This window comes from Paenibacillus sp. PCH8 (genome assembly GCF_002968835.1).
GTDB lineage: Bacteria > Bacillota > Bacilli > Paenibacillales > Paenibacillaceae > Paenibacillus.
In genome coordinates this window covers 373,599-398,971 of sequence record NZ_PKQK01000004.1, presented here as the reverse complement: position 1 = coordinate 398,971, position 25,373 = coordinate 373,599, and the positions used below count along the sequence as shown (strand labels likewise).

Annotated in this window: 24 protein-coding genes and 1 pseudogene; 5 read left to right on the top strand and 20 right to left on the bottom strand. The window is 44.5% G+C overall.

Annotation, left to right across the window (positions count from 1 at the left end; genetic code table 11):
* Position 1: 1 nt before the first annotated feature.
* From C0Q44_RS23305 to C0Q44_RS23275, 8 genes are all read right to left on the bottom strand, one after another.
* The gene (locus C0Q44_RS23305) at positions 2–376 is read right to left on the bottom strand and encodes a hypothetical protein (protein WP_105409599.1); all 375 of its coding nucleotides are present in this window, start codon (positions 374–376) and stop codon (positions 2–4) included.
* A gap of 283 nt (positions 377–659) precedes the next feature.
* Complete coding sequence (locus C0Q44_RS23300) at positions 660–2,759, bottom strand: serine hydrolase domain-containing protein (RefSeq protein ID WP_374955138.1); 2,100 nt, start codon at positions 2,757–2,759, stop codon at positions 660–662.
* A gap of 58 nt (positions 2,760–2,817) precedes the next feature.
* Positions 2,818–3,054, bottom strand: coding sequence for a hypothetical protein (locus C0Q44_RS31230; RefSeq protein WP_258166516.1), 237 nt, complete (start codon positions 3,052–3,054; stop codon positions 2,818–2,820).
* 145 nt (positions 3,055–3,199) lie between these two features.
* Positions 3,200–4,018, bottom strand: coding sequence for an alpha/beta hydrolase family protein (locus C0Q44_RS31225; RefSeq protein ID WP_258166515.1), 819 nt, complete (start codon positions 4,016–4,018; stop codon positions 3,200–3,202).
* A gap of 384 nt (positions 4,019–4,402) precedes the next feature.
* Positions 4,403–5,323: an alpha/beta fold hydrolase gene (locus C0Q44_RS23290; RefSeq protein WP_105409597.1), complete on the bottom strand. Its 921-nt coding sequence runs from the start codon at positions 5,321–5,323 to the stop codon at positions 4,403–4,405.
* Between the two features lie 193 nt (positions 5,324–5,516).
* Entirely contained in the window at positions 5,517–6,503 is a 987-nt protein-coding gene (locus tag C0Q44_RS23285) for an alpha/beta hydrolase (RefSeq protein WP_105409596.1), read from the bottom strand.
* A 217-nt stretch (positions 6,504–6,720) separates the two neighbouring features.
* A complete protein-coding gene (locus C0Q44_RS23280; RefSeq protein WP_105409595.1) occupies positions 6,721–8,091 on the bottom strand; it encodes a sensor histidine kinase in 1,371 nt (456 codons plus the stop codon).
* Positions 8,088–8,762: a response regulator transcription factor gene (locus tag C0Q44_RS23275; protein ID WP_105409594.1), complete on the bottom strand. Its 675-nt coding sequence runs from the start codon at positions 8,760–8,762 to the stop codon at positions 8,088–8,090. Before C0Q44_RS23275 ends, C0Q44_RS23280 begins: the two co-directional genes overlap by 4 nt.
* A 231-nt stretch (positions 8,763–8,993) precedes the next feature.
* Between C0Q44_RS23275 and C0Q44_RS23270 the strand changes: the two genes are divergently transcribed.
* Positions 8,994–9,269, top strand: a complete 276-nt coding sequence (locus tag C0Q44_RS23270; RefSeq protein WP_105409593.1) for a hypothetical protein — start codon at positions 8,994–8,996, stop codon at positions 9,267–9,269.
* Positions 9,270–9,394: 125 nt separating this feature from the next.
* Entirely contained in the window at positions 9,395–10,054 is a 660-nt protein-coding gene (locus C0Q44_RS23265) for a hypothetical protein (RefSeq protein ID WP_105409592.1), read from the top strand.
* Between the two features lie 66 nt (positions 10,055–10,120).
* Here the strand turns inward: C0Q44_RS23265 and C0Q44_RS23260 are convergent, their stop codons facing one another.
* Positions 10,121–10,726 (bottom strand): TetR/AcrR family transcriptional regulator, encoded by a 606-nt coding sequence (locus C0Q44_RS23260; protein WP_105409591.1) that lies wholly within the window; start codon positions 10,724–10,726, stop codon positions 10,121–10,123.
* 282 nt (positions 10,727–11,008) lie between these two features.
* Between C0Q44_RS23260 and C0Q44_RS23255 the strand changes: the two genes are divergently transcribed.
* Positions 11,009–12,448, top strand: a complete 1,440-nt coding sequence (locus C0Q44_RS23255; RefSeq protein ID WP_105409747.1) for a DHA2 family efflux MFS transporter permease subunit — start codon at positions 11,009–11,011, stop codon at positions 12,446–12,448.
* A gap of 166 nt (positions 12,449–12,614) precedes the next feature.
* Here the strand turns inward: C0Q44_RS23255 and C0Q44_RS23250 are convergent, their stop codons facing one another.
* Together C0Q44_RS23250 and C0Q44_RS23245 are read right to left on the bottom strand one after the other, a co-directional pair.
* Positions 12,615–12,914: a hypothetical protein gene (locus C0Q44_RS23250; protein ID WP_105409590.1), complete on the bottom strand. Its 300-nt coding sequence runs from the start codon at positions 12,912–12,914 to the stop codon at positions 12,615–12,617.
* A pseudogene (locus C0Q44_RS23245) lies at positions 12,911–14,052 on the bottom strand (NAD(P)/FAD-dependent oxidoreductase). Before C0Q44_RS23245 ends, C0Q44_RS23250 begins: the two are co-directional and overlap by 4 nt.
* A gap of 295 nt (positions 14,053–14,347) precedes the next feature.
* Here C0Q44_RS23245 and C0Q44_RS23240 point away from each other — a divergent pair.
* Complete coding sequence (locus C0Q44_RS23240; RefSeq protein WP_105409589.1) at positions 14,348–15,163, top strand: AraC family transcriptional regulator; 816 nt, start codon at positions 14,348–14,350, stop codon at positions 15,161–15,163.
* On the opposite strand, the gene C0Q44_RS23235 is transcribed toward C0Q44_RS23240, so the two are convergent.
* The 7 genes from C0Q44_RS23235 to C0Q44_RS23205 all read right to left on the bottom strand — a co-directional run bounded on the left by C0Q44_RS23235 (position 15,160) and on the right by C0Q44_RS23205 (position 22,708).
* Positions 15,160–15,801, bottom strand: coding sequence for an HAD family hydrolase (locus C0Q44_RS23235; RefSeq protein WP_105409588.1), 642 nt, complete (start codon positions 15,799–15,801; stop codon positions 15,160–15,162). The genes C0Q44_RS23240 and C0Q44_RS23235 overlap by 4 nt on opposite strands.
* Positions 15,802–15,839: 38 nt before the next feature.
* Positions 15,840–16,433, bottom strand: a complete 594-nt coding sequence (locus C0Q44_RS23230; protein ID WP_105409587.1) for a DUF1349 domain-containing protein — start codon at positions 16,431–16,433, stop codon at positions 15,840–15,842.
* 64 nt (positions 16,434–16,497) lie between these two features.
* The gene (locus C0Q44_RS23225; protein ID WP_105409586.1) at positions 16,498–17,742 is read right to left on the bottom strand and encodes an MFS transporter; all 1,245 of its coding nucleotides are present in this window, start codon (positions 17,740–17,742) and stop codon (positions 16,498–16,500) included.
* 80 nt (positions 17,743–17,822) lie between these two features.
* A complete protein-coding gene (locus tag C0Q44_RS23220) occupies positions 17,823–18,854 on the bottom strand; it encodes a zinc-dependent alcohol dehydrogenase (protein WP_105409585.1) in 1,032 nt (343 codons plus the stop codon).
* Between the two features lie 58 nt (positions 18,855–18,912).
* Complete coding sequence (locus tag C0Q44_RS23215; RefSeq protein WP_105409584.1) at positions 18,913–20,220, bottom strand: aminotransferase class III-fold pyridoxal phosphate-dependent enzyme; 1,308 nt, start codon at positions 20,218–20,220, stop codon at positions 18,913–18,915.
* Between the two features lie 41 nt (positions 20,221–20,261).
* A complete protein-coding gene (locus tag C0Q44_RS23210; RefSeq protein ID WP_105409583.1) occupies positions 20,262–21,416 on the bottom strand; it encodes a glycosyltransferase family 2 protein in 1,155 nt (384 codons plus the stop codon).
* A 341-nt stretch (positions 21,417–21,757) separates the two neighbouring features.
* Entirely contained in the window at positions 21,758–22,708 is a 951-nt protein-coding gene (locus C0Q44_RS23205; protein WP_258166514.1) for a LysR family transcriptional regulator, read from the bottom strand.
* An 82-nt stretch (positions 22,709–22,790) separates the two neighbouring features.
* On the opposite strand from C0Q44_RS23205, the gene dapA reads away from it, so the two are divergent.
* The gene (gene dapA, locus C0Q44_RS23200) at positions 22,791–23,660 is read left to right on the top strand and encodes a 4-hydroxy-tetrahydrodipicolinate synthase (protein WP_105409581.1); all 870 of its coding nucleotides are present in this window, start codon (positions 22,791–22,793) and stop codon (positions 23,658–23,660) included.
* A 141-nt stretch (positions 23,661–23,801) separates the two neighbouring features.
* On the opposite strand, the gene C0Q44_RS23195 is transcribed toward dapA, so the two are convergent.
* Positions 23,802–24,368 (bottom strand): TetR/AcrR family transcriptional regulator, encoded by a 567-nt coding sequence (locus C0Q44_RS23195; protein ID WP_105409580.1) that lies wholly within the window; start codon positions 24,366–24,368, stop codon positions 23,802–23,804.
* 155 nt (positions 24,369–24,523) lie between these two features.
* On the bottom strand, positions 24,524–25,363 hold the full coding sequence (locus C0Q44_RS23190; RefSeq protein WP_105409579.1) for a MerR family transcriptional regulator: 840 nt from the start codon (positions 25,361–25,363) through the stop codon (positions 24,524–24,526).
* Positions 25,364–25,373 lie beyond the last annotated feature (10 nt).

The following is a 25,373-nucleotide window of genomic DNA, read 5'->3' as shown; positions in this document are numbered from 1 at the left end:
CTTATTCACGCTCACTCTCCAGATCCTTATTGGGGGTTAAATCTTCATTTTGCAACTCGAAAAGGTGAATATACTCGTCGATGACCTGATCAATGGCTTTCAACTCCCCACTGATCATTGGGCGAATATGTTCGTACTCCTCCTGTCCAAGTTGTCTGACAAGCGTCGTTCTTCGATTCTGCATTTGTTCCAGAAATAAAAGAATCCGGCCGCGACGGAATGTTTGCGCACCATGGCCCCGTTTTCCCTGATGTTCACCATGTCCTCTGCCACGTCTGGAACGCTCTCCACGTTGCTCGCTGTCACTCACATCACGTTTCGGACGTTCACCTTGACGTACACTTCGATCCGTTTCATTCATATCACGATCTCTCATTTTTGCCACCTCCATTACGCGTATACATTTGTATACAACGTATTCATGTATACGATTGTATACGCGATGACAAGGGGTGTCAACCTTAATTTTCCAATAAAGTAACTGCGCTTGTATGTTCATCATCTCTTGAACAGAAAGAAGCCGCGATTTCGCGACTTCTTTTGTTGGAGACACTATTTTATTTCACTTTAGGGAAGGACAAGCTTTTAACTGCCTTAAAATTAGGACCGAAATTTTCGCCTTCATTAAGATTGAACAAATATCCAACTGAGGTAAGCGTCTATTTCAATGAAATTTCAAATTTGGAATCCATGTCACCTGCAAATACAATACGGCCGTTTTCTGGTAAGACAACCTCATTCTTACCGCTGACCACGGTGTGATTAATACAAACACCCTTTTGATCATATACGGCAAAGGCGCCATTTGAAGGCATGTTAACAGTCATGACTTTTCCTTTCATCGTTGCTGGTATCGAATACCATCTGGCATATCCATCTGCTTGAATCGTTGTTGCAGATTGTCTACCCGAATAGAGTGGTTGTACAAGTTCCTCACTGGCGAATACGCTACCTACGGCTGTAATGTATTCTACTCCGTTCTTTTTAGAGAAATAAATTTCCTTTGCATCACGTCCAGCCATGCCTGGGATTTGCAGGTCCGTGACTGCTTCGTTTGCTCCAATAATCTTATTGTTGGACATGTACCCTGGAGTCTCTTCGTTCATATGAAAAGAGAGGATTGGTGACGAATTAAGATAAACCGTTGATGTATATTTCTGATTGACCACGTAATATCTTTTACCTTCACGTTTTTCCCACGAGGCAGTAATATCCCGGGATAAATCATTGGCTTCCAGCTTCTCCGCTGTATATTCTGAGAATGCCAACTGCCCAAGTCCTGGCAAGGATATATAAGACCGAGACCACAGATACGTACTTCCATTCTTCTCCGTAACAAATTTCAACTTTTCTGTACCTGCATCGTTAACAAAAGTACCATCCGTTGTATATGTGTATTCTTGAGCCGGATTACTCGGAGCTGTGAGTGAGGATACAGTCATTTGTCCAGCATTGTTCATTTCAATCTTCTTAACCGAATTATTGGCGCCATATATACCTGCATACGTGGATATTTCTTTAGGCATATCTGTCTTCACTGGCACGCCAAATGATTTTTCCGGCTTCCGTTCTGTAATAATACCCTTTTCCTCAAGTGCGCTAAGTAATAATTCACTCGCAATGAACTGATCTTTGGCACTTGTCCCACCTGATGAGGTAACGGCTGCAGCCAGATTGTATTCCGGCAGTACGATTAATGATGAATGATACGATATGGTATCTCCACCTTTCGTAACGGCCTTAATGCCGTATTCACTGAATGGGAACAAGTTCACACTATCCCACCCTAGCCCGTAAGAAATGGACGTGTCGCTATCCTCCGGCCACATACCTCTTTTGTATTCTTCTTGCGCCATGGCTTCTACCGACTTACTGGATAGAATGCCATCGACTTCTCCCGTGAAGATTTGTGAAAATTTCAACAGATCTTCAGCAGTAGAATAGATGCCTCCAGTAGCAATGATATTATAATTCTCTTGTGGAAGCTGATCCTTAACCAAAGGAGAATAGATACCCGCCATTGCTGCTGGGTCAACGACATCCTGAGGTGTTTTGGTATGTTTCATGTCCAGAGGTTCCGTAAAATAGTGGTGTATAAAAGCTGTAAATCTCATGCCGCTAACACGTTCAACCATAATCTCAGCCAACGTAAACCCGTCGTTACTATACACCGAGTATGCGCCAGGATCTGCCTTCAGGTTTTGATTCGCCAATTGATCCAGAAACGTGTCATGTGAATACGTATCGTTATCCCCGTATAATGTGGCATTGCTTCCGGTACTGCCTAACAGACCGGAGGAATGATTCAACAACATACGTGGTGTGATTAGTGTGTAGCGGTTATCTTTCATCTTAAAATCAGGTAAATAGGTCACTACAGGCAGATCCAAATCAATCTTTCCCTCGTCAACAAGCCTCATAACAGAAGCTGTAAGAAACATTTTGCTAGTCGATCCTATACCATAGATCGTATTTGAAGTAAGTGGCGCCTTATCTTTTAGATCGTTCTTGCCTGTCTGACCAGACACCACAATCTCTCCGCCATCCATAAGGGCATATTGCACGCTAGTTATTCCATACGTCTCGGTGAGTAACTTGGCTTTCTCCACTACTGCATTTTGGGTCATAGCATACGTAGGATTACTGCTGTTACTTGCTGCCGGTGCAGCCATTACGGACATCGGAGCTAACATCGTTAACACCAGGGTTAACGCGGCGATTGAAGTTCGTTTTTGGGCTTTCCTCGTAACTACTCTCATTTGTCTTCCCTCTTGTCGTCCCATTCACATCATCTCCTGAGTTTAAATGTTTTGTTGATTAGAGTTCTTCCGGGTCTATAAATTTCACCTCTGGATACTTGTCGCTCGGCCCCTGAATCAGATCTCCACCCGTTCCTTTCAATTGCTTGTTAAAGAAATCGAGTACATATTGATTTACGATATTTGACCCTCTTTTACCATTGATGTCTCCTGTAATCCCTGACAGTTTAACCAGCTCCGAATAGAATTGAAGATCTGTGAAATTGAAGTGTTGGGTTCCTTCTATATAAATCACATTCCCCCATGTTCAATAACATTTTTCATAATGTGCAGCTCATCTGAAAGAAATTTAGTTACTTCGTCATCCGAATTTCTATCATTTTCAAAATTGGCTAACCAGTCTTCAAAACTTCCCGATCGGATGAACATAAACGGCTTGTTTATATCATCTCTATTTTCCACTTCATATAGTGACCCATCCATATTAACCCGGCCTTGATTCTCTGATCTAAATACGTTGCATTAAACGCGGTTGCACCCCCAAAAGAATGCCCCATCGCGCCGATGTGATCTAGATCGATTTTTCCTTTAAACTGACTTTCAATTTCACCTGAATTCAGCTTTTCGATTTGATCGATTACAAACTCCACATCTTTCGTCCATATACTCCCTGTTTTTGTACGTTCATCTAGTGTAGTCGTACTTTTTTTGTAATCCGTTACACGGCCATCTGGAAAAAGGGTAGCAAAGGTGCTATACGTATGATCGATGGTGACCACGATAAACCCATGACTGGCCAGATTCTCCGCCTGTGATGCTTGTAGAACTCTACTGGTTCCCATACCATGAGATAGCAGTACCACGGGATAAGGAGTTGCAGAAGGTATTATTTCTACATTTTCATAAGAGTTGGTCCGACTATACTTCCAGTAGTCGAGCACAAATTCGGGCAGTTTTAAAGAAGCAGAGAAGCTCTGAATATATTTTTTGAACATTTCTTTATTATTTGGAAACAGCGTGTCACGCTTTTTGTTATTGCTATTTTCAGTAGGGTACCAAACTTGAACCATTAGTTCTCTCTTATCGCTTTGATCTTCAGTGAAGATTTCGTCTCTGTTCTGGTCTGTTAAATGAAATGTTTGAGTCCCCACCTTCTCTGGACCATCAAGCTTCGGCAGATCAAAAACAGGTAAGTATACAGACAAGACGGTAGAACCAACAAGCAGAATAACGATTAAGGAAGATAAACTATATTTCAAGAACTTCCCTATTTTAAGATTCATCATCTTTTCGGAATGTCTGAATAAAACGATGATTATGAATAGAGCCGTCATGATATATACCACAAGCAACTGCCATCTGTATCCCTCAACAAACAATTGAACTAATAATATAACGCTACTTCCTATACCCAAACCCAAGCCTATTTTCTTTGCACTTCTTTTAATAAATAGTAGGTCTATGAGTAACGCGAAACAGGATAGAACTAACAGTATCTCAAATAATCTCATTATTGAATTCCTCTCTCTCTTTCATCACGGCAACCGCGGGATTGATCATGTTGTGGAATCCGCCCTACAGGTAGGTTTTTCATATTCGTTCATACCTATCTGTGAACTCATGCGTACAATTTCACAAGAAAGTTATTTCACTTCGTTCATGAATGCTCTAACGTCCTTTGCTATTTCTTTAGATAACGTATGATGCAAGTAATGTTCGCCATCCATTGTGATTACTTTTCCATGTACCGAGTCTTTGATCTGTCCTTCGTGCAACGGTATCCACCCTTTTACGCCTGTATTATTCGCCTGGATAAGGAGAAGAAGTGGAAGATCTTTAGGGAAAGTTAAACCTTGAGCTTCCTTAAAATTGGAAGAGATATGATCCATCTCATTCAATGTCGTGGAACTGTTCGAGTTTTTATTCGACAACATTTTCATTTGCTCTACGGTGTGATCATCAAATGCGAGACCAGCATAGGGGTCACCACTAAATTTGACCACCAATCTTTGCAGACCTGATTTTTTAAGGAAATTGAACATTTTTACAGGTAATTTAGCATCCATACCCGGTTGTGTTGAAACACTGCTATCAATTCCGATGAATGCAGTTACTTCATCCGGATATTTATTCACATAATCAATGCCGTAAATGCCTGCAATGGAGTGACCCATGAGCATGTACTTATGAATATCAAGTTGTTGCAGAGCTTCATGAATTTCACTTACGATATTCTCTGTGGTTCTTTCTTTTTCAGTTTCATCACTTAATCCATAACCGAATGGCTCAACAGCAACAACTTTGTAATATGGTGATAATTGATCAATAAGCAACTTGAAATCAAGCACTGGTGCTGCTGTTCCATAACCAGGCAGAAGCACGATCGTTTCCTTGCCTTCACCTTGAATGAGCACATTCATATTTTTTCCGTCTACAGATACATGCTGACCGTAAGAATCGATCTTTTTCGCCTCAGAATTACTGCTGATCACATTTGTGATATAAACAATACCTAGAAACAGAACAATAGCGATTACGATTGCTCCTACTATTTTCAGTATCATGTTTCTCACTTTTTTGGCCCTGGATCTATTCTTTGTTTTCTTTTCCGCTGGCTGCGTCGTCAGTGTTATCTTCTCCCGTCTTGAACTGATAGTTCGATTGTCTTCTTTGCTGCTAATGAAATCTTATCCAATGAAAATGTACTCCCCGTGACGTCAATATGAACTGAATATGAACAAGCCAATTCATTTATATTTACTGCTGCGTCATAAATCCCCTGAATTTTTCAGCAATTTCTTTGGCATGGGAACGATACAAATAATGATTTGCTTCCAGCAACACCACTTCACCACGCACAGAGTTCTCTATTAACTTCTCGTGTTCGGGAACCCAATTGTCCGCTGCCGGATGATTTTTTTGAACAAAGAAAAGAACTGGAAGATTCTCAGGGAAAGTTAGCTGTTCAGATGCTTTAAAGTTGGAATACATACTTTCTGCCTCATTTAATTGCGTGGTATTATACATATTTTTGCGGATCAGAATGTTCAATTGTTCTTTCGTTTGCTCATCATAAGGCAGTCCATCATAAGGGTCAGCACTCAGTTTCAGTTGCACTCGGGCAAAACCTAAGTTGCGGAACCATTTAATCGGTTGTGTATCTGATGAATCAATCTTCTGTTCACTTATCGCTGGAACACTGCTATCCAGCCCAACATATGCACTTATTTCATCTGCATACTTGTTCACGTAATCCAGGCTATAGATCCCCGAAATGGAATGACCCATGAGGATATAACGATCAATATGTAGACGCTGTAACGCTTCATGAATTTCACTGACGATATTTGCTGTGCTGCGTTCCTTTTCTGTCTGATCGCTCAATCCGTAACCAAAGGGCTCAACAACGACAACTTTATAATATGGAGATAACTCGGAGATAAGAGGTTTAAAATCAAGCGCTGGTGCCGCTGTTCCAAAACCAGGCAGAAGCACAATCGTTTCCTCGCCTTCGCCTTGAATGAACACATTCATATTTTTTCCGTCTACGGATACATGTTGACCATACGGTTCCATTCTTTTTTGCTCCGAATAACTGCTGATTTTATTGGCGGTATATACGATAGCTACAAAAAGTAAGATTGCTATAATGATTGCGCATAGTACTTTAAACAAAATGCCTAACACTTTCTTGGTTTTGCTCTTACTCTGGACTTCTCTGTCTGCTTGTTGATTCACATTCATCTGCTCCTATCCTAATCTGTATATTGGCCTGGCAGGCTGCTTAAGAAATCCTAATCAAGAAAGATGTACTCCCCATGACCGGAATATGAACGGAGTATGAACAAGCAAAAAAAATGTCCTATGTAACATACAAGGAAGCTTGCATGTTACATAGGACATGAACATTCGGTTTAGATAATCCGATGGATATTCTATTCATTGACCCTATCCTGTGAGCCTAACTATCCGTTGGTGGATGGATGGGCAACGTGACAATAAAGGTCGTGCCTTGACCAGGTTCGCTTTCCACTCGGATGTCACCCTGATGAAGGGACACGATCTGTTTAACGATAGCAAGTCCCATACCACTCCCGTCATATTTGCGGCTGTGGGAACGATCTGCCTTGAAAAAACGGTCGAATATACGCTTCTGATCTTCCAGGGGAATTCCAATGCCCGTGTCGGATATTCGAACAGTCACATTTTTGAAGTCCTCTTCGATACTGACTTTAATCATACCGCCATCCTCGGAAAACTTGATGCTATTTCCGATGATGTTTGTCCATACCTGATTTAACTGATCGTGATCAGCCGTTACCTTCACGTTCTCCAAATCAAGCTCGAAATGAATGTTACGAGCAGACCATTGCGGTTGAAGTGCCACGATGACTCGTCTAATCTGTTCATCAAGGCTTAATGGGATAAGGCTCAGTTGCTGTGACTGCGATTCAAGCATGCTCAGCTTGAGCAGGCTATCGCTCATTTTGGACATTCGATTCGCTTCAGCGATGATAATATCCAGATAACGACTCCGTTCGTGATCTGCGAGATTTACTTGCTTGAGCGCTAGAGCGTAACCGGATATCGAAGTGAGCGGAGATTGAACCTCGTGCGACACATTCGTAACGAATTCCCTGCGCATCTGCTCCAATTGCTGGAGATCATGCATCATTTCTTCGAAACTACGAGCCAACGTACCGATCTCACTCGTTTGCTTAATATTCAACTTGACGTTGAAATCCCCGGCTGCAATCCGTTTAGTCGCTTTGGTCAATTTTTTGATCGGTCTAACCAGATATACAGAAGCAACCAGAATCAACAAGCTTCCTGCAATCAACGAACAGCTTGCAAAAATCAAGCCAAACTGGACCACAAAAGAGGCTGAGGGCGGTGAGAGTGTTTCTAGAAACATCGCTTTTGTGCCCATTTCCGTCTTGATCGGTAGCCCCAAAAGAACGGTAGCGATACCTTTAGGTGTGTCCTGCACGACCCCTCCGTTTAAAACCTTCTTGAGTTGATCCGTCGATACGGCGGATGATTTATGTTCGTTAAGCTTCCCATAAGACTGGAACTTGCCCGTTGCATCATAAATTCGAATATGATACGAATCAAGTTGTTTCATTCTACTAACGAATGATTCTGCTTCATCAACAGGCAGTGTCTTATAAATCTGCACAACGTCCTGGCCAAAGTTGCGTATGTTAATTTGAGCATTTTCGTTTAATTGATCTTCAAATATTAAGGTTGACACCATAAAAGAAATGGCCGTTCCTGCAATAACCGATACCAGAAAGGTCAGAACTACACGAATATATAAAGATTTAATCATCCGTTAACCTCAAGCCGGTATCCCAGACCACGAACAGTTTGAATCTGAAAATCCGATGTCGTCGCGAAGCGTTCGCGGAGTCGCTTAATATGTACATCCACCGTTCGATCATCTCCGGCGTAATCAATCCCCCAGATCTGATCAATTAACTGCTCACGCGTATAGACTTGACCCGGCGTCCCAGCAAGCTTGTATAGTAACTCGAATTCCTTGAGTGGCAAGGTTAACGACTCTGTACCCATGACCACTTTATAACTCTGCCGATCCAGAGTAACCTGACCGAACTGAATCATCTGAGTCGAACCAATCTTGTAGCGTTTCAACAGCGCTCTGACACGGGCGGTCAGCTCCAATGGGTCAAATGGTTTCGTCAAATAATCATCTGTGCCCAGTTCGAAGCCTTTGACCTTCTCCCAAGTCTCACCTCGCGCAGTCAGCATGAGTAACGGAAGATCAGGATTCGCTCTTCGCAGCTCCTTGCATAACGTCCAGCCATCCATAATGGGCATCATGATATCGAGTACAACCAGATCAATATGCGTTGAGCCATAAACGGTCAATGCTTCTTGGCCGTCGGCAGCTTCAGCGGTTTCGAATCCGTCGTTCCTTAGAAATAAACAGACAAGTTCACGAATGTTCACATCGTCGTCAGCAACCAGTATTGTAGGCATAGATTTCCTCTTTTCTATCTCAAGTAGTCGTTAATCATTATATGATTGTATTTGTAAAAAGCAAGGCTCAAAAGTTGTCATCCTACGTTAACTTCTCTGCACCGTTGATGTACAGATTGTTTAGCTCTCCAAATGCAACTATGAATTTGAGAACATTTCCCATGTAACCTTTCCTATAGTGAAGGCAATGAATAAAGTAATCTGCGTTCTTAGAAAGGGAGGTTATAGGTGATGAATGAAGTTAATAGCTGGATCAAACATATTGCTTCTAACTATATATTGATTATTGCGGCAGCTGTCATTTTCTTTGCGATTAAGGCTGTGATCGGTTTCTATACCTACAAGCATTACGATAAGAAACTGGAGCATCTGAACCACAAAGTGGAATTCCTCATCTCGGAACAGCAACGTATTGCTCATCAAGGGTCTGTTCCGAAGGAAACTGTGCACGTCATGCATAGTAGTGAAGATCATTCCGTGACTTCGACGCAAACTCACCTCACCTAATCTTCTTGTACACCTTTTTTCAAGAACATTTCTAAATTTAATACGTGGACCATATCGTTTACTGTGGTATGCTGAACACCGAACTCGTTCTTTGTACATCGGGGTTTCGTTCTGGAGGAGATACAGTGAATTGGACACGTCAATTTAATACGGGAGAATCTGCGCTACAAGTTAAAAATAATCGCATTATCTATTTTGCCAAATTGTCCATCCCACTCAATGCCCTGATTGCAGTGGGAAAACTACTCTTGGGAATCTTCTCGCTCTCCTTCTTTTTATGTATTAACGCCTTTTATAATATCGGCATCGCCGTTGCCAAGTATTACGCAGCCAAGGCACATAAAGACTCAAGTCTCGGTAATTCCAGTCCGGAGGAAATCCAAAAAAAGCAATATGCAGCATATCACGTTATCGGCAATATTGTACTTGCATCAAGTGTAGTGTACGTCATTTATTGCAGTAAACTATTGTTTGTTGCTGGCAGCAGAACACATTACCCTCAATATGTCGCCTTCATCATAGCTGCTGTGACGTTTACAGAGATCGCGGTTTCTCTCGGAGGCGTTGTCATAGCAAGACGGAATAATGAGCCTGTCATTGAAGCCATCAAACTGACGAATTTCTCTTCATCTTTAATCTCACTTTCATTAACACAAACTGCGATTATGTCCTTTGCCTATAAAGGAGATCCAACCTTTTATAATGGACTGTCCGGCATTTTTTTCGGGGTTCTGGCTGCACTCATCGGGCTGTATATGATATTAAGGACTCGCACAAGAGAATAGACATTGGTTAATTGTTGCAAAACATCTGTATGTAGTTGATGCTGACTATCGACAGATGTTTTTTTGTCATATCAAGTCATCATAAGAATACGTTCGAATTAAAGAAAACTGCTTGGCTAGGAAATGCGGTGCATAAGGCATGTCCTTACGAAGCCAAGCTATTATGGTACCAATCAGGGCTGAGGAACTGTACCAGATAGCAATTTCCTTATGAATACCAGCTTCGGCAAGAGCGCTTCCCACCTCCTCCCTCTCAACTTTGGCTGTAACGAGTCTTGTGAGCAATTTCAAAAGGCGCTCTGTAAAGATGGGTGTTCTTTTGGAAGCGAGAACGACTCTATAGAACTTCGAATGTTCAGCAAAGTGCTCAAGCACTTTCACAAGAACTGGCCACCCCTCATCACTTGTGCCACTCTCGAAATGAGGAGCATATTCTTCTATGATCTGTTCAATATGCTCGATCATTTCATCAGCCATTTTCTCCATCATGTCTGTAATGTCACGATAATGCAGATAAAAGGTTACTCGGTTAATGGTTGCTCTTTCAGCAATCCGGTTAACGGACAGTTTTTCGATGTCCATTTCCTGCAAGAGGTCAACAAATGCATCACGAATCAACTTTCTTGTCCTAAGTATTCGAGGATCTGTAGCAGATTTTTTTTCTTTTTTCATGCGCACCTTCTCCTTCAAATTTGTAACATTACAATTTTGTATAATTAGTCGTTTATTCTAATGTTACACAACATAATTTGTATTTTTGTTAAATAAACAACGAAAATACGCCAAAACGTAAATTGTATTCTGTCCGAATATGTATATAATTCAATAAATACAATGTAAACTATACAACACGTTGTAAATTTAGTCACGTGTGGATTGAAAGGATGAACAAGATTGAGTCAAGCCAGAGTTCAAGATGAATTATCCGTAAAGAAAGGCCCCATCCTCTTTATTATGATCTTGGGAGCCTTCCTTGCAACGTTGAATCAAACCATCATGAGTGTCGCTACACCGGAGCTAATGGGTGACTTTAACATCTCCGCCGCAACAGCACAATGGTTAACAACGGGTTACATGCTGGTTAATGGGGTGCTTATTCCCATCACAGCCTACTTCATGCAACGCTTCTCCACCAAGCAATTATTCCAAGCGTCCATGTTTATTTTCCTGATCGGTACGATCGTATCCGCTCTTGCAAACAATTTTGGTACATTGCTGACGGGTCGCATGATTCAGGCTGCAGGTGCCGGCATTATCATGCCGCTCTTAATGCATGTTATTCTAACCTTGTTCGCTCCTGAAAAAAGAGGATCTGCCATGGGCATGGTTGGTTTTGCCATCATATTTGCCCCTGCAATCGGACCTACCCTTGCCGGTTATATTCTGGAGAACTATACATGGCAAACGATGTTCTACGGTATGATTCCATTAACCCTCATTGTCATTGCTTTTGCTTTTGTATATCTGAAGAATGTATCTGAACGGGTCAACACCAAGTTCGATACGATCAGTGTGGTGCTATCCACCATCGGATTTGGCGCATTGCTGTATGGCTTCAGCAGAGCTGGAAGTCTGGGATGGTCGAGTGCAGAAGTACTCATCTGCATTACTGCAGGAATCATCGGACTCACCCTGTTCACTTGGCGTCAGCTCGTTTCCGAGAACCCGCTGCTTGATCTGCGAGCTTTCAAGTATAGCATGTTCTCCCTAACGACAATTATTAGTATCGCGATCACCATGATTATGTATGCTGACATGATGTTGCTTCCTTTATATCTTCAGAACGCTCGCGGCTACTCTCCACTGGAGTCCGGATTATTGCTCCTTCCAGGCGCTCTTGTCATGGGCTTCCTGATGCCTGTAGCCGGAAAATTGTTTGACCGATATGGAGCGAAATGGCTGGCTGTGATCGGTATGGCTATTACCATCGTCACGACCATTGGCTTCATCGACTTAACGGATTCGACCAGTTATGGTTACCTCGTACTCATGTCCACCGGCCGCCGAATTGGGATGGCGTTGCTCATGATGCCGATTCAAACTGCGGGTCTTAACCAATTGCCACCCAGACTGGGCACACACGGTACAGCAATCTCCAACACCGTCAGACAAGTTGCTGGCGCTGTAGGTACTTCCTTGCTCGTAAGTGTAATGACCAGCCGTACAACAGCACATGTGCAAGATATGGTAGCAACGGGTGCAGCGAATGGCCTGAGTCAGCAGCAGTTGGCTACCGAATCCATGATCCAGGGTATCAATGATGCTTATGTGGTGATCATCGGTATTGCTGTACTGGGATTGATTCTATCCTTCTTCATCACACGTACCAAACAAGCCAAAGAGGAAGAATTCAAAACGGTTGTGAGACAGAACGTTTCCATACATCCGAATTAAATCGTCCATCTTCATACGGGCATACCAAAGCGGCAGATCAAGACGTTCACGTCTGATCTGCCGCTTTTTTTGGGTTGTATATCCAATCATAATGAAACCTTTCTCTTAGCCAATGATCTTCACTGGCAGATGGGTCAACAACTGCCCTGGGGCCGAAGTATCCAGATTAATCTCCTAGCTTCGCTAATGCTTCCTCTAGCTGCTCCAGCTGTGTAGACAGAGTCTCCATGGTCGCTCGCGTCTGGCTTGATTTCTCCATGATAGCTTGCTCATCCGAATCGTCAGAGGGGTCGCTCGGCACATTACTTTCGACTGATGAAGACTTCAGATCTGCCAACTCTCGTTCGGACTTTTCCAGTATCTCAGAAGCGAATTGCAATTCTTCTTTCGTCACCTCAATCTGATGCTCCAGATATACGATATCAGACGAGTTAGCTCCCTCGGATAAACGTTGTGAATAGGTCATGATTCACCTCTTTCAATTACATCCATTGCTTTGCCAACATTATAGGGCTGCATATCGATATCCAGTTCCATGCCGAGAGCCAATTTGGCCAGTTGACTCCCGATATAGGGACCCATTGTCAAACCGGAGGCTCCAAGGCCATTCGCTGTGATCAGACCCTGCCAACCCGGCACAGTTCCCATGACGGGCAGAAAACCGGGTGTAAATGGACGAAAACCCACTCTTGCTTCCTGGAAAGTACTATTTGCCAGACCCGGTGCCAATTCCAGTCCTTTATTCAAAACTTCCTGCATGCCCCCTGCGGTTACTCTTGTATCATAGCCCTCTACATCATTTTCATGAGTTGCCCCAATGACAATCTTCTGATCAGCAAAGGCCAGCAGATATTGGTCAGAAGGTGGCATGATTACAGGCCAGCTGCCTGTATCCTCCGCATCCGTGACTTGTAAATGTATAATTTGTGCCTTTTGATAGTGCACTTTAAAGTGTATGCCCAGCGGCTTCAGTAGTGCATTCGCCCATGCGCCTGCACAGACGATGACTTCATCTGCCAGAAAGTTCTGGCCATTAACGTTTACCCCAATGACCCGATCAGCTTCGTATTGAAGTGTGGCATCCCCGTGAATCAGTCTAGCCCCGTTACGCTCTGCTGATCGGATGAATGCATCACGAAGTGCACGTCCATCTATACGCGCAGCACCGCTGATATGTACCGATTGATAACTTTCCTCCAACAGAGGAAAACGCTCACGGGTTTCTTTGGCATCCAGAGGTGTAATCTCACCAATCTCTGGTGCATCTGCTTTTCGAAGCTGTGCCCGTTCTTCCATCTTGCTGATTTTATCCACATCCGTATGAATACTGAGCGCTCCTACTTGAGCATAACCGGTCTCCGTTTCTCCTCCACTCTCAAGTTCCGCAACAAGCTCAGGGTAGAATCGTGCACCAGCCTTGGCTAGCTGATACCAATCCTGATTGCGGCGCTGAGACAGCCATGGACAGATGATACCAGCCGCTGCATCCGTCGCCTGTCCTATATCTTTCCGGTCTATGATCCGTACCTCTGCACCCATTTTGGCTAATTGATAGGCTGTGGATGCCCCAGAATTCCCGCTCCGACTACGATGACTTTCTTCATGATCGCATCCCTTTCCTTAAATACTCATCTGTTATAGCGTATACTGTTTCGCATTCTGTTGGCAAGGCAGCCCTACCTTCACATCCATGGATCGAAGCTGGTCGTGCCAATCGTTTCATCGCTGTTCCATCTGCCAGAAAATCTGGAGTTGATTATATCTAAGCTCTTTTTGTTGATCGTAATACATTTAAATTAATTACATTTATGTAATATAATTCTTCCTAGGTTTCTTTTAACGCTGTAACCACGCCACTAACGCACACGATCCTTTAACGAAAAGAGGAATAACACGACGATGCCGAAACCTAGCATGGGGAATCCGCTGGATACCGATATGCCACTCATGATTACAGGGCAAAACCAGTTGACCGTAGATGAATTGATGAATTGGAACGACCATTCACGCGATTACAGCATTGTACAGTGTATCGGAGGAACAGGGCGCATCACAGCGAAGAATCATGAATTCATGATCCATAAAGGAACCGCTCTCATCATGTTTCCTGAGGTGACCTATCGTTACCACAATCTGAGTGATTCATTACGATTCAATTGTCTGTCTTTCAATGGCTATTTATTGCCACGGTTCTTGCATACCTTGCAGATCGGGGAGCTGCGCGCCTTCAAGCCGGATGGAATGCTTCATATCCTGTTGCATGAAATTACGTTGGCGCTGCAGTCCCGGCACAAGGATCAGATCTGGCACGTATCCGCGTTACTGTATATGCTTTTGGTCAGATTAACCATTGAAGGTGAACGCTATAGTGTTTATGAACGTTCTGATGCCCGATTAAGATTGGCTGAACTCGTTACTTTTATCAAACAAAATTATCATCAGGATATCTCTCTCACCATGTTGGCTCAACAGATGGATGTAACCGAACAGCACCTGAATCGCATATTCAATAAAGAATATCAAATGACTCCATTGGAGTACCTGATGCGATATCGGTTGTTGAAAGCCAAGGAAATGCTCATTGAAAATGATGCCACTACGGCTCATGAAATAGCCAAAGCGGTTGGTTTCAACAGTGCCAGTTACTTTGGATCAGTATTCAAAAAATACGAAGGGATCTCCCCGATCGAGCTACGCAAGCAATACCTGGGTTAAAGGATCTCCATATCTATCTCGGCCAGCGAGGATAACCGCAGATCATGCATTGCGAATTCCAGACCTCGGGTTACCTCGTTCGGCACGATGATACAACGAATCCCTGCGGCATTGGCAGCCTTCAGTCCGTTAGGTGAGTCTTCGAACACAATGGCTTCGGAAGCCTCAATCCCTAGGCTTTGGAGAGCAAGAAGGTACAGTTCAGGATCAGGTTTGACTCGCTTCACATCCTCAGATGTATGAATGACTGCGAAATAATCAAAAATGCCTAATTTCTGCAAGTAACCATGCACCCAGTCCCGGGTAGAGCTGGAAGCAACAGCGAGCGTAATCCCCTTATTCCTGGCAGATTGAAGCAATTCATACACCCCGGGAAGAATTGCGGCTTGTCCCAGGTATACTTCATATTTCTGTTCCGAGAGCAGCTTGATCTGGTCATGATCTATCTTTGTTTGGAGCGCCTGCTCCAGATACAGAAACGGATGAAACTCCTCAAAGGAAGTCCCCACATTTTTCGACCACAGTTCCAGGCCAAGTTCAACTCCGTGTTCCTCATAGATATCCCGAAAAGCATAGTACCAAGGTGTCTCCGTATCTACAATGAGTCCATCAAAATCAAAAATAAAAGCTTTAACCATGAATCTGTTCTCCCTCCAATGTTCGGCCGGGGATTGGATTAGAAGCGTGCAGTCAAGTCTGGAAGTGTCACGTTCACCGATAAAAAGTGACACGTACAGCCCGTTCCCGTCGGCGACTGAACAACTAATCCAGCTCGAAGTTCCCCTTGTATCGGCATGCCGAAATAACGAATTAGTTTCCAATCAGCCCCATCGGGTGAATAAAAGAATGAGATACAGTCCTCTACTTTGCGTATGCGCAGATAGGGATCAGATACGGGGACTTCAACCGAATTACAATCATCGGATGACCCGTCACGTGTGACCACCGACACGATCGTAGGTGCTTTCCCATCATATTCAAAACAAATTTTGCACCAGTTACGATCGTCCGCCATCACCATCAGACATCCAGAGTCATATTGATTTTTCATATCCACCGTTAATTGGGTTGTAATTTCGAAGTCTCCATGCACAGGCATGGATAAGAACGGAGCAGTTGCACGAATGTGCTTCCCTGCTGGATCTTGGAAAAAGTCCGTATCCGCCTGTGCTTCCACCAGCACACCTCCCTCATCCGTATAGGACCAGGTCTCAGGTTCGTTCATCCAGTTCCATTGCTTCCGTGCTTCTGTTGTCATTACGTTAGTCATCTTCTAGCCTCCCAAGGTATTTTCTGTACTACATATTCGCTCCATATACATAAAAGCCCTTCTTCTACATATTTTTGTAAGCCTCCAACACTTGGGAGTGCTCTTGCGGATCACGCAGGAATAACATAATGACCATCAGTATAAGATACAGGGCAAGAATGACGCCGAACAACAGCGTGGGATTGTGATGATAGAGTAATCCCGTGAGGTAACCGGACGGAATGGCTGTTAATGTCATGACCGTCTGCACGGCCGAGAACATGTCGGCTTTCTCATGCGTACCCAATCGGTTCATCAGCAGAGAATCCCGGTACGTCTGCAAAATGAAATTGCCGGCAGCAAGTACGATTAACGTGAGAAACAACATCGCTATATTCCCCACAGGAATCAATAGAAAGAGAATGGCCCCCGCTGTACTGACCACGATGGAAAATCCAACATACCTTTCTTCCGAACGCCGTTTCAGCCGTGGAATAATGACCAGATAGAGCAGCATGACAGTTACTGCGGTGACTACCGGGATAAACGAAATGACCCGGTCATCGAACTTCAACTGTTCCTTGAAGAAAATCACCTGAAAGAAATTCAGTTGCAGGATCAGATTGGACAACACCGTAATCAGAATAATCGGAAGGAGTCTTCGTTTGTAGAACGATTTGCCAAACAGGCGCAGACTGGAACCCAGACTTTGAAGCACGCGGGTTTTACTATGCAATCCCATAAGTTCCTTACCGACTTCGGTCTCATCCGTATATCGATTACGAATGAAGAACATGGCCGTCATGAGAATGCCCCCGACAAAATAAATGCTCGCCAGTGTAGGCACAATACCAAAGTCAGCAATGACAACCCCGGCAATAGGAGTGAGTACCCCAGCCCCTGTAATAATCATGTTGAGTATGGCAAACACTTTGGATCGTTTGTGTTCCTCGACATCCTCAATGATGAGACAGTTAAACGCGACCGTGACAAACTTGGACGTTGCATTCAGTAAGTAGGCTATCATGAACAGCCAGAAATTCTGGGAGAAGGCCCAAATGAACATGGGTACACTCCAGGCAATCAGATCAAAGATCAGCGTTGTTCGCTTGCGCCCCAGCTTATTCGTAATGGAACCTGCAAACAGTTGAAAGATAAAGGCAAAATAAAGATTTACCGAATTGATTATACCTATTTCAATATCCGAAAGTCCGGCTTCCTTCATATATAAAGGAGCATAAAAGAGAACGATCGTGCCCGGAATGGCCCATACCGGTTCGAGCAAAATGGAGTACCGCGGATTCTTCGGCAAATCTTGAAGCAGTTTCAATCCATATCCCTTCTTTCTGGGGTTTTCACCGCTGCGATTTCCTACTTCTCGCAGCGGCGAACCCGCTAATGTCTACATGCTTATAAGATAAGAGCTGTTTTCACCGAATTCATGGGTAAAGTCTCTCCTGTCCGCAAGTTATATCCGATCGTTCCATTGAAGGCTTGTTCATAATCGCTCAACAATTCCTTGGCTGTCACCATCTGCTCCAGTTCAGGAATACTCTGTGCAAATTTCAATGCCGTACTGATCATCGAATGATTCGCCACCGCACCAATGATACTAATCCCATCATTAATCACGGCTGTTGATTTGAACGTCACCTCATAGCTGTCGTCATAACCCATCGGAATGATTCTGCCGCCTTTGGCAATCAACTCAAATCCCACATGAAGCTGATTTCCAACGGCATCAACGATCAGATCAAACTTCTTGTTATTGTTGATCTCGTACACTTTATCGAGTGTAAGGTCCTGTGGATAGAAGACATGATCCGAGATACCAGAAGCAAACTCTTTACGGTATGGGTCCACTTCCGTACCTACCGTAAGCCTTGCCAATCGTTTACTTACTAGCTGACATAAGGAACCAATTGCACCGGAACCGAGCACGAGTACAGAGTCACTTGGCTTCACTCCTGCTTTCATGAACGTCTGCAGAACACATCCAAGCGGTTCAATCATCATGGCCGTTTCCCAGCTCATGGAATCCGGGATGGAGTAGATATACTTCTCGTCCCCTACGAAATATTCTGCAAAGGTTCCGTGAGTGGTCATGCCTACCTGGTAGTCATCGAAGTTCTCGCAGTAGATGAATAACCCTTCCCGGCAGTATGAGCAGGTTCCGCATGATTGGGTCGGGTCAACCAATACGCGATCGCCTACCTTGAAACCCCGAACTTCGTCGCCCACTTCAACGACTGTGCCCACACCTTCATGACCAATAACCGTTCCTTTATTCGCAGGGACTTTGCCTTTGACAATATTCAGATCTGTACCGCAGATGCCTGAGCCATAGATTTTCACTTTAATCTGATTTGGTTTTTGAATGTTTGGCTCATCAATATCCTGGTAAGCCACCTGTTTGAGATCCTGGTATACGAGTGCTTTCATTGAATATTCCTCCTAGTCGATTGTCGATTAACGATTTTATTAGATTCACATTACAGAATTAAGCTTTATGCGTTTTGGCAAGTTTCATGGATTCCAAATGTTCCTGCTTCTGAATCTCTTTCCAGTCCGACAGAATCTGCAGCAGAGCTTCCTCGACCCAGACCAATTCCTCCCGTGTATGAGCATCGGAGAAAATAAAGTATCCTTTGGTGAAAATGCCGAAGTGCGCCATCTTCTTCACCATGAACTCACGGAAAGGATCAGCTTGGAAGTTATCCTCGGTCAGGGAATGAATGCAGAAGCTTGCATAAGTCCCCTTCAATGCCAATTCATCCGTTAATCCAAGCAACACCAGTTCAGATTCCAGACGATCCATGATTCGGGTTGCCGGATCACGCCAGGTTGGCCATACTTTCGCATTTTTCATCAACCGTTCACAGGCAATGGCAGCCGCGAGTGCTGTTGTTTCACTGGAATGAGCATTGCTGAACCGGACTTGTCCCGACAGGGACATTAAATGCTGTGGCCCCATGACGGCTGCGAGCGGCAACCCATTGGCCATGCCTTTGGAGATACAGAGCAGGTCAGGCCAGATGTCATATTCTCCTGCTGTAGCCTGCTTGCCCATTCGAATACCGGAAGTCACCTCATCAAAGATGATAATGATGTCCAGGGCGCGGCATCGTGTTACCACGTCCTCCAGCGACTCCTTTTTCCACTCATTGGGACACAGCACAATACATGCGATGTCCTCTGGAGAGGAAGCAATCAGGGCCTCGATTCGCTCGGCAGAAGGCTTGTCTACCCACAACGTTGAACGCTCAATATCTACCGGGATGCCACGTTCTTTCGTTTGGCCACCATAATACCCGTAGGCGGACCAATCATGCCATCCGTGATACGCCGTTGCAATGACCTTGCTTTTGCCGCTTGCAGCACGGGCCAGCCGCACCGCTCCACTCACTGCATCGGCTCCGCTCTTGGTGAAGCGTAGTGACGGGTAGCGTCCCTCGAACCGCTCCAGAATCAACTCCGCACATTCAAGCTCAATGTCAGCCGGAACCGAGAAGCTTGTCCCTTTTTTCAGCTGATGAATAACGGTAAGTTGGACCTCATGTCTGGCATGGCCCCATGGCGCCGTTCCCATCGCCATCTCGCAATCCAGCCATTCATTACCATCGATATCTGTAAATCGGGATTTGTAAGCCTCTGCACAACACACGGGCGTATGCCCCGGGAATAAACGCTCAGGTGCTTTGGCTAACGTACTGCATCCGCTCGGAATAACCTTCTCGACTTGCTCCAGCCACTCCAGATTCCGGGTAAATCTTACGGCACGATCCAGCGTGCTCTTTGTATCGCTCACTTTGAAGTACCTCCCTATAAACTTTGGTTGTATGGGTTAGCTTATCGAACTTTGGTTCCAGGCCAGCATCCATCGTAGATGCGATCCATCGTAATTACATTGCCGTACAAATCTATAATCAGATCTTTAGCCCGATGAGCGTGTCTCATCTCAATCCAGTACCGATTCTCCAGCAGTCGGGCGAAATTATCTACCAGAAACAGTAATCGATTCTCACTATGGATCAGTTCTTTGCCCAGCACCTGTGGCAACCAGATCGCTCCATTGGAATTAAAGCGATTGGAGTAATCACGTACCTCGGCAACAGGCGCAATGTCGGCTTCCTCCAGCTTGGTCCAGAACGTATCGGCATCACTGCGTACCTCGGCAAGATCAATACCCACAATCGGCAGATGCTGGTATTCGCCTTGACTGTCCAGCTGCGCTTTCAGATGACTGAATACGAATGGCCATACATCAGCTTCGATCTGGCTTCCCCACTTTTTCCAGAAACGTGCCAGATTGTTCTTGCGGTTGAAGTTACGGTGAATGCCGCTGCTGCGCTCCCAGTGATACGCCTGAATGTTCGGGTTGATGACCGTATCATATCCGGCAGCTCGTGCCCGCATCTGATAATCGAAATCCTCGTATCCGTTGAAGAATTTCTCGTCGAGGTTACCGATCGTCTCGTAGACCTCACGCTTCATGCCGAACATGGCGAACACCACCAATTGAACGGAGAATGTTTCTTTCGGGATATCTTCAGGGGATGCGTTCAGGAACAGGTGTCGGCCGATTGTATCCGCAAAAGCAATACCACAATGCTGTACGCCTCCGGTCTGCGGATACAACAGAACACCTCCAATCATGCCGATCGTAATATCGCTATCCAGTGTCTCTTTCATCATCGGTTGCCAGTCTGGTTGAAGAATCGTGTCGGAATCCAGGAAGAAAATGTATTCCCCCTTCGCAAGGCTCAGTGCACTATTAATCGACACCGCGCAACCGAGTGGAAAATCATGTTGAAGAATCTCGATGGTCACACCTTCTCTAACTTCTTGCTTCAGTTTATCCAGATGCTGATACACTGCCGAGCCGGAACCGTCGTTGATAAAAATAATCTGAGTCGATGGGCTTACCGTCCGGAGCAGTGAATCTGTGAACAGGTTCAGAATGTTATAGTCCTGGTTGACTGGCACAATAATGGTGTAAAGCATGGAATCCCTCCTGATTGGGTTGATGGAATGAGTACATGAGCTGATTCGAACTTTGGCAAATGCAGGTGTTGCTGTCCGGCCTCCCTTGCTTGAAATTTATGTCTTTATTTGGTAATGATTTGAATCTACTAGAAATTTATATCATTTTTTGTAAACTTAAAATCTTAAATTCTGAACTTCTGTTAAATTTTGAATCTCGGCAGACACCGAAGTATAGCTCGCTCAAACGAATTCCTTCTTGTTAGGGAACACAAAAACACCCCCGGCGTGATCTTCCGCATGTGAATACGGTTGACACACCAAGAGGTGTATGAATTGCATGGATTAGATTATATGACCTATTAACTGCTCGTCCGAGCCGATAACCACTCGGATTCTCTCACTCCCAAATTCGAGATAAATTGGTGCAGGGCGTGAGATATCCACTTACGGGTATGGATGACTAACTGGATTTCCAGTGTGAATTCGGTATGGTTCAGTGGCAGTACGGTGAGTTCCTCCCGCCGGATCTCGTCCAGCGCGATCATGAGTGGCAAAAGCGAAATACCTGACCCAGCCATAATGCTTCGTTTGATCGCCTCAGGACTTCCGAGTTCCAGACCCACTTTATACGGAATTCCATTCGTTCTCAGTTCTCTCTCAAGCAGCTGCCTGTAGTTGCAGGAATCCTCGGGCATAATCCATTCCTCATTAGCCAGATCACTTAATTCAATCTTCGGTTTAGCCGCAAGCGGATGGTCTGAGTTGACAATGAGCACCAGCGGCTCTTCCCGAATCGTGATCCACTGCAAGCCTGACTCGGGTGAGGCTTTAGCCAAAATAAGTCCTACATCTGCTTCTCCTTCCCTTACCTTTTGCAAAATGAGGTCTTCACGATCTGTTTGCAGCCGAATGCCGAGTTCCGGGTATTGCTTGCGTGTGGTCTGAATGGGTGCAGGCAGAAAATAGGAGGCGAGAGAATCCATCGTTGCAATCGTAAGTGAACCCCCGCCCTGCTTGGTCAGTTTCTCCTGCGAATGTTCAAAAATCTCCAGGATCTGCCCGGAGAGCTTGAACAGCTCTTCCCCGGCGGAAGTAAGCCGGATTTTATTGTTATTGTATCGTTCGAATAGTTTGACCTTATAGATTTTTTCCAGCTTTTGAATCTGTGTGGTGACACTCGATTGTGCATAGCCAAGCTCTTCGGCTGCTTTGGTAAAACTTTGCCGCAGAGCCACTTCACGAAAGGTTTGAAAATAGTTCAAATCCATAATTAGCTTCCTTTCATCATCGAAATTATTGATAATAGTCATCAACTATTATAGTTAACTATGATACCTCTCCCCATGGTAAAGTGATTTCAATGGAATTTCAACATAAATGGAGGCTACTATCATGTTAACCGAACAACAGATTCAAGGTATCTATATACCCGTAATCACCCCTTTTACGAAGGATCGTGAGCTCGATCTGGCTTCCTTTCGAAACTATATTACGGTTATGGCGAAGAGCGGTATTCACGGTCTCGTAATTAACGGTACAACGGGAGAGTCACCTACCGTTACGTGGGATGAAGTGGAACAGCTCGTGCAAGTTGCCAAAGAAACGTTAAGCAGCATCCATTCGTCGATACCGATTGTTGTTGGAACCGGGACCAATGATACGGCATCAACGATGGAGAGAACGAAGAAAGCCGGAGCGCTCGGGGCTGATGCTGTTCTTGTGGTTACTCCATACTACAACAGACCTACGGAAGAGGGCATATATGAGCACTTCCGCATGACGGCTGAAGTGGGCGTGCCCGTTATCGTGTATGAGATTCCAGCGCGTACAGGTGTACGAGTCTCTGTGGATATGATGAAAAAAATAATGAACCTGAGCGGAGTTATTGGTCTTAAAGACAGTACGAACAGCCTCGAACTTATGTCCGAGCTGGTACGCAGCGGGTCCAAGCCGATCTTGTGCGGGGATGATACGTTCTTCTACGATATGTTATCCAAAGGCGCAGCCGGAGGTATGATGGCATCTGCCAGTATCAATCCGAATCAGTACATTGAGGTGTATGAGCGTTTTGTTGCTGGTAAGAAGGAAGAATCCCTTGACCTCTTCAATCAACTGATTCCATTTATTAAACATATCTTCGAGGAGCCTGCTCCTGCAATGCTCAAATGGCTGCTTGTCAAACAAGGCATCATCGCTTCCGATCAGTTGCGCCTGCCGCTGATGCCAGCATCAGCGCAATTAAAAGCAAAGATTGTACTATAATACCAGAAGCAGGAGAACCAGATGTACATCCTATCCTATACTCTCCCCTTAGGAACACCCAAAAAGCCGCAGTTTCTGCGGCTTTTGGTGTGTATTCCCCTATAACATCATGACCCAAATCTGCTGATTCGCTCTTCACACTCACTTCGCAACAAACCCATGATAGAACGTATCTACCACAAGTGCAGGTGCGGCTTTTCTGGCGATATGACCACTTACAACCTGCTGCCACGTCAGAAACATAATCGAATATAGGACATCTACAATCCAGGTTTTATCAAGATCAGAGCGGAAATATCCTTTCTGTTGTAACAGACTGACCGCATGTAGTACAGGCTCTCTCAATTTCTGATCTGCACCCTCGATCTCGGGATTATAGTTAATGGTTGTGTCATGGGCCAGAAAATAAATTTTGTCACCTAATGGAATAAGTGCCTCAATTAGCTCAGGTATGTACTGTTCACAATGTTCCTCATCCAGTTGGACTTGTTGCATGGTCTCACTGACCACCTCAATTGCGCGTAATCCCAGATAAATCATAAGTTGTTCGCGGCTCTCCACATATCGGTGCAGTGTCGCAATTCCGATATTGGCGGATTCTGCAATTTCATTCATTGAAGCATTCGGCTTTTCAATCAGCAACTTGGTGGCCTCGTCCAAAATGGAATGAAGCCTGGTTTGTTTGATTGTTGTCATTTCCTTTTTCATTGGTAGTACACCTCTTAGCGAGTATAGTTCAACAATTGATCTGATCATCCATCATATGATTGGTTAAGACTATAAAATTATAGCATACTTCCTCACCAGTAAAACGAAAAGCCGCCATTCGGCAACCTCAATCACTTCTTCCACGTCCTTCCCCTTCACTCCATTATGTTATCAGCCTTACACACCTCGACATAAATCTTGATGATGTACTCATCGGGATTACTTTCTGCGAAATAACTGAGCAGGTCCAGTGCATACACATGTCCACAGACTTGCAGTCCTTTTCTTTCTATATCCTCTTTCATGATGGAATACGTACTCGGCATGCTTTCGTATGACCCTCGATGATTCATGACGGCATACATTCCTTTAGGCTTAATCAATATCATTTCCCCTGGAATCGGGGTTTTTATTTTGTTGCCAAAGTAATCGGGATAGTATTCCCCTGCCTCAAAGTGCTCCTGACGTAAGATCGTCCATACTGGAAACTCATAGTCGATCATCTGTTCATCACAATGGCTGCGATATTCAATAAACTTACGGGAGAATTCCTTATCTCCATCCCCATGCTCCAGTTGAACAGCAATAAAATACTCCAGCTCACATTGTTCAATATTCAGCCCTTCATGCGAAGCATCCGCGGCTTGTTTCGTCATTTCAATGGCACCACTTAGCAGCTTCTGCATGCGTTTGATTCGTTGTTGCTCTAGCTCCAGTTCTATCAATTTCTGTTCAAACAGCTCGATTAGTAATGGTGTATTTTGATTTTGAATAAACAACTTAATCTCCTGGAGTGAGCTTCCTGCCTTCTTCAGCACATGTATGACATCCAGCACATACGTTTGCTGAACACCATAATAACGGTAGCCCTTGGCATTGGTATATTCAGGCTTTAACAGCCCAATCTCGTCATAGTGAAACAAGGTATGTTTGGTCACTCCGCAGATCTTGGCAAATTCACTGGTTGTAAAGTGTTGTGCGTGGTTTCCAGCCATCTTTGGCCCT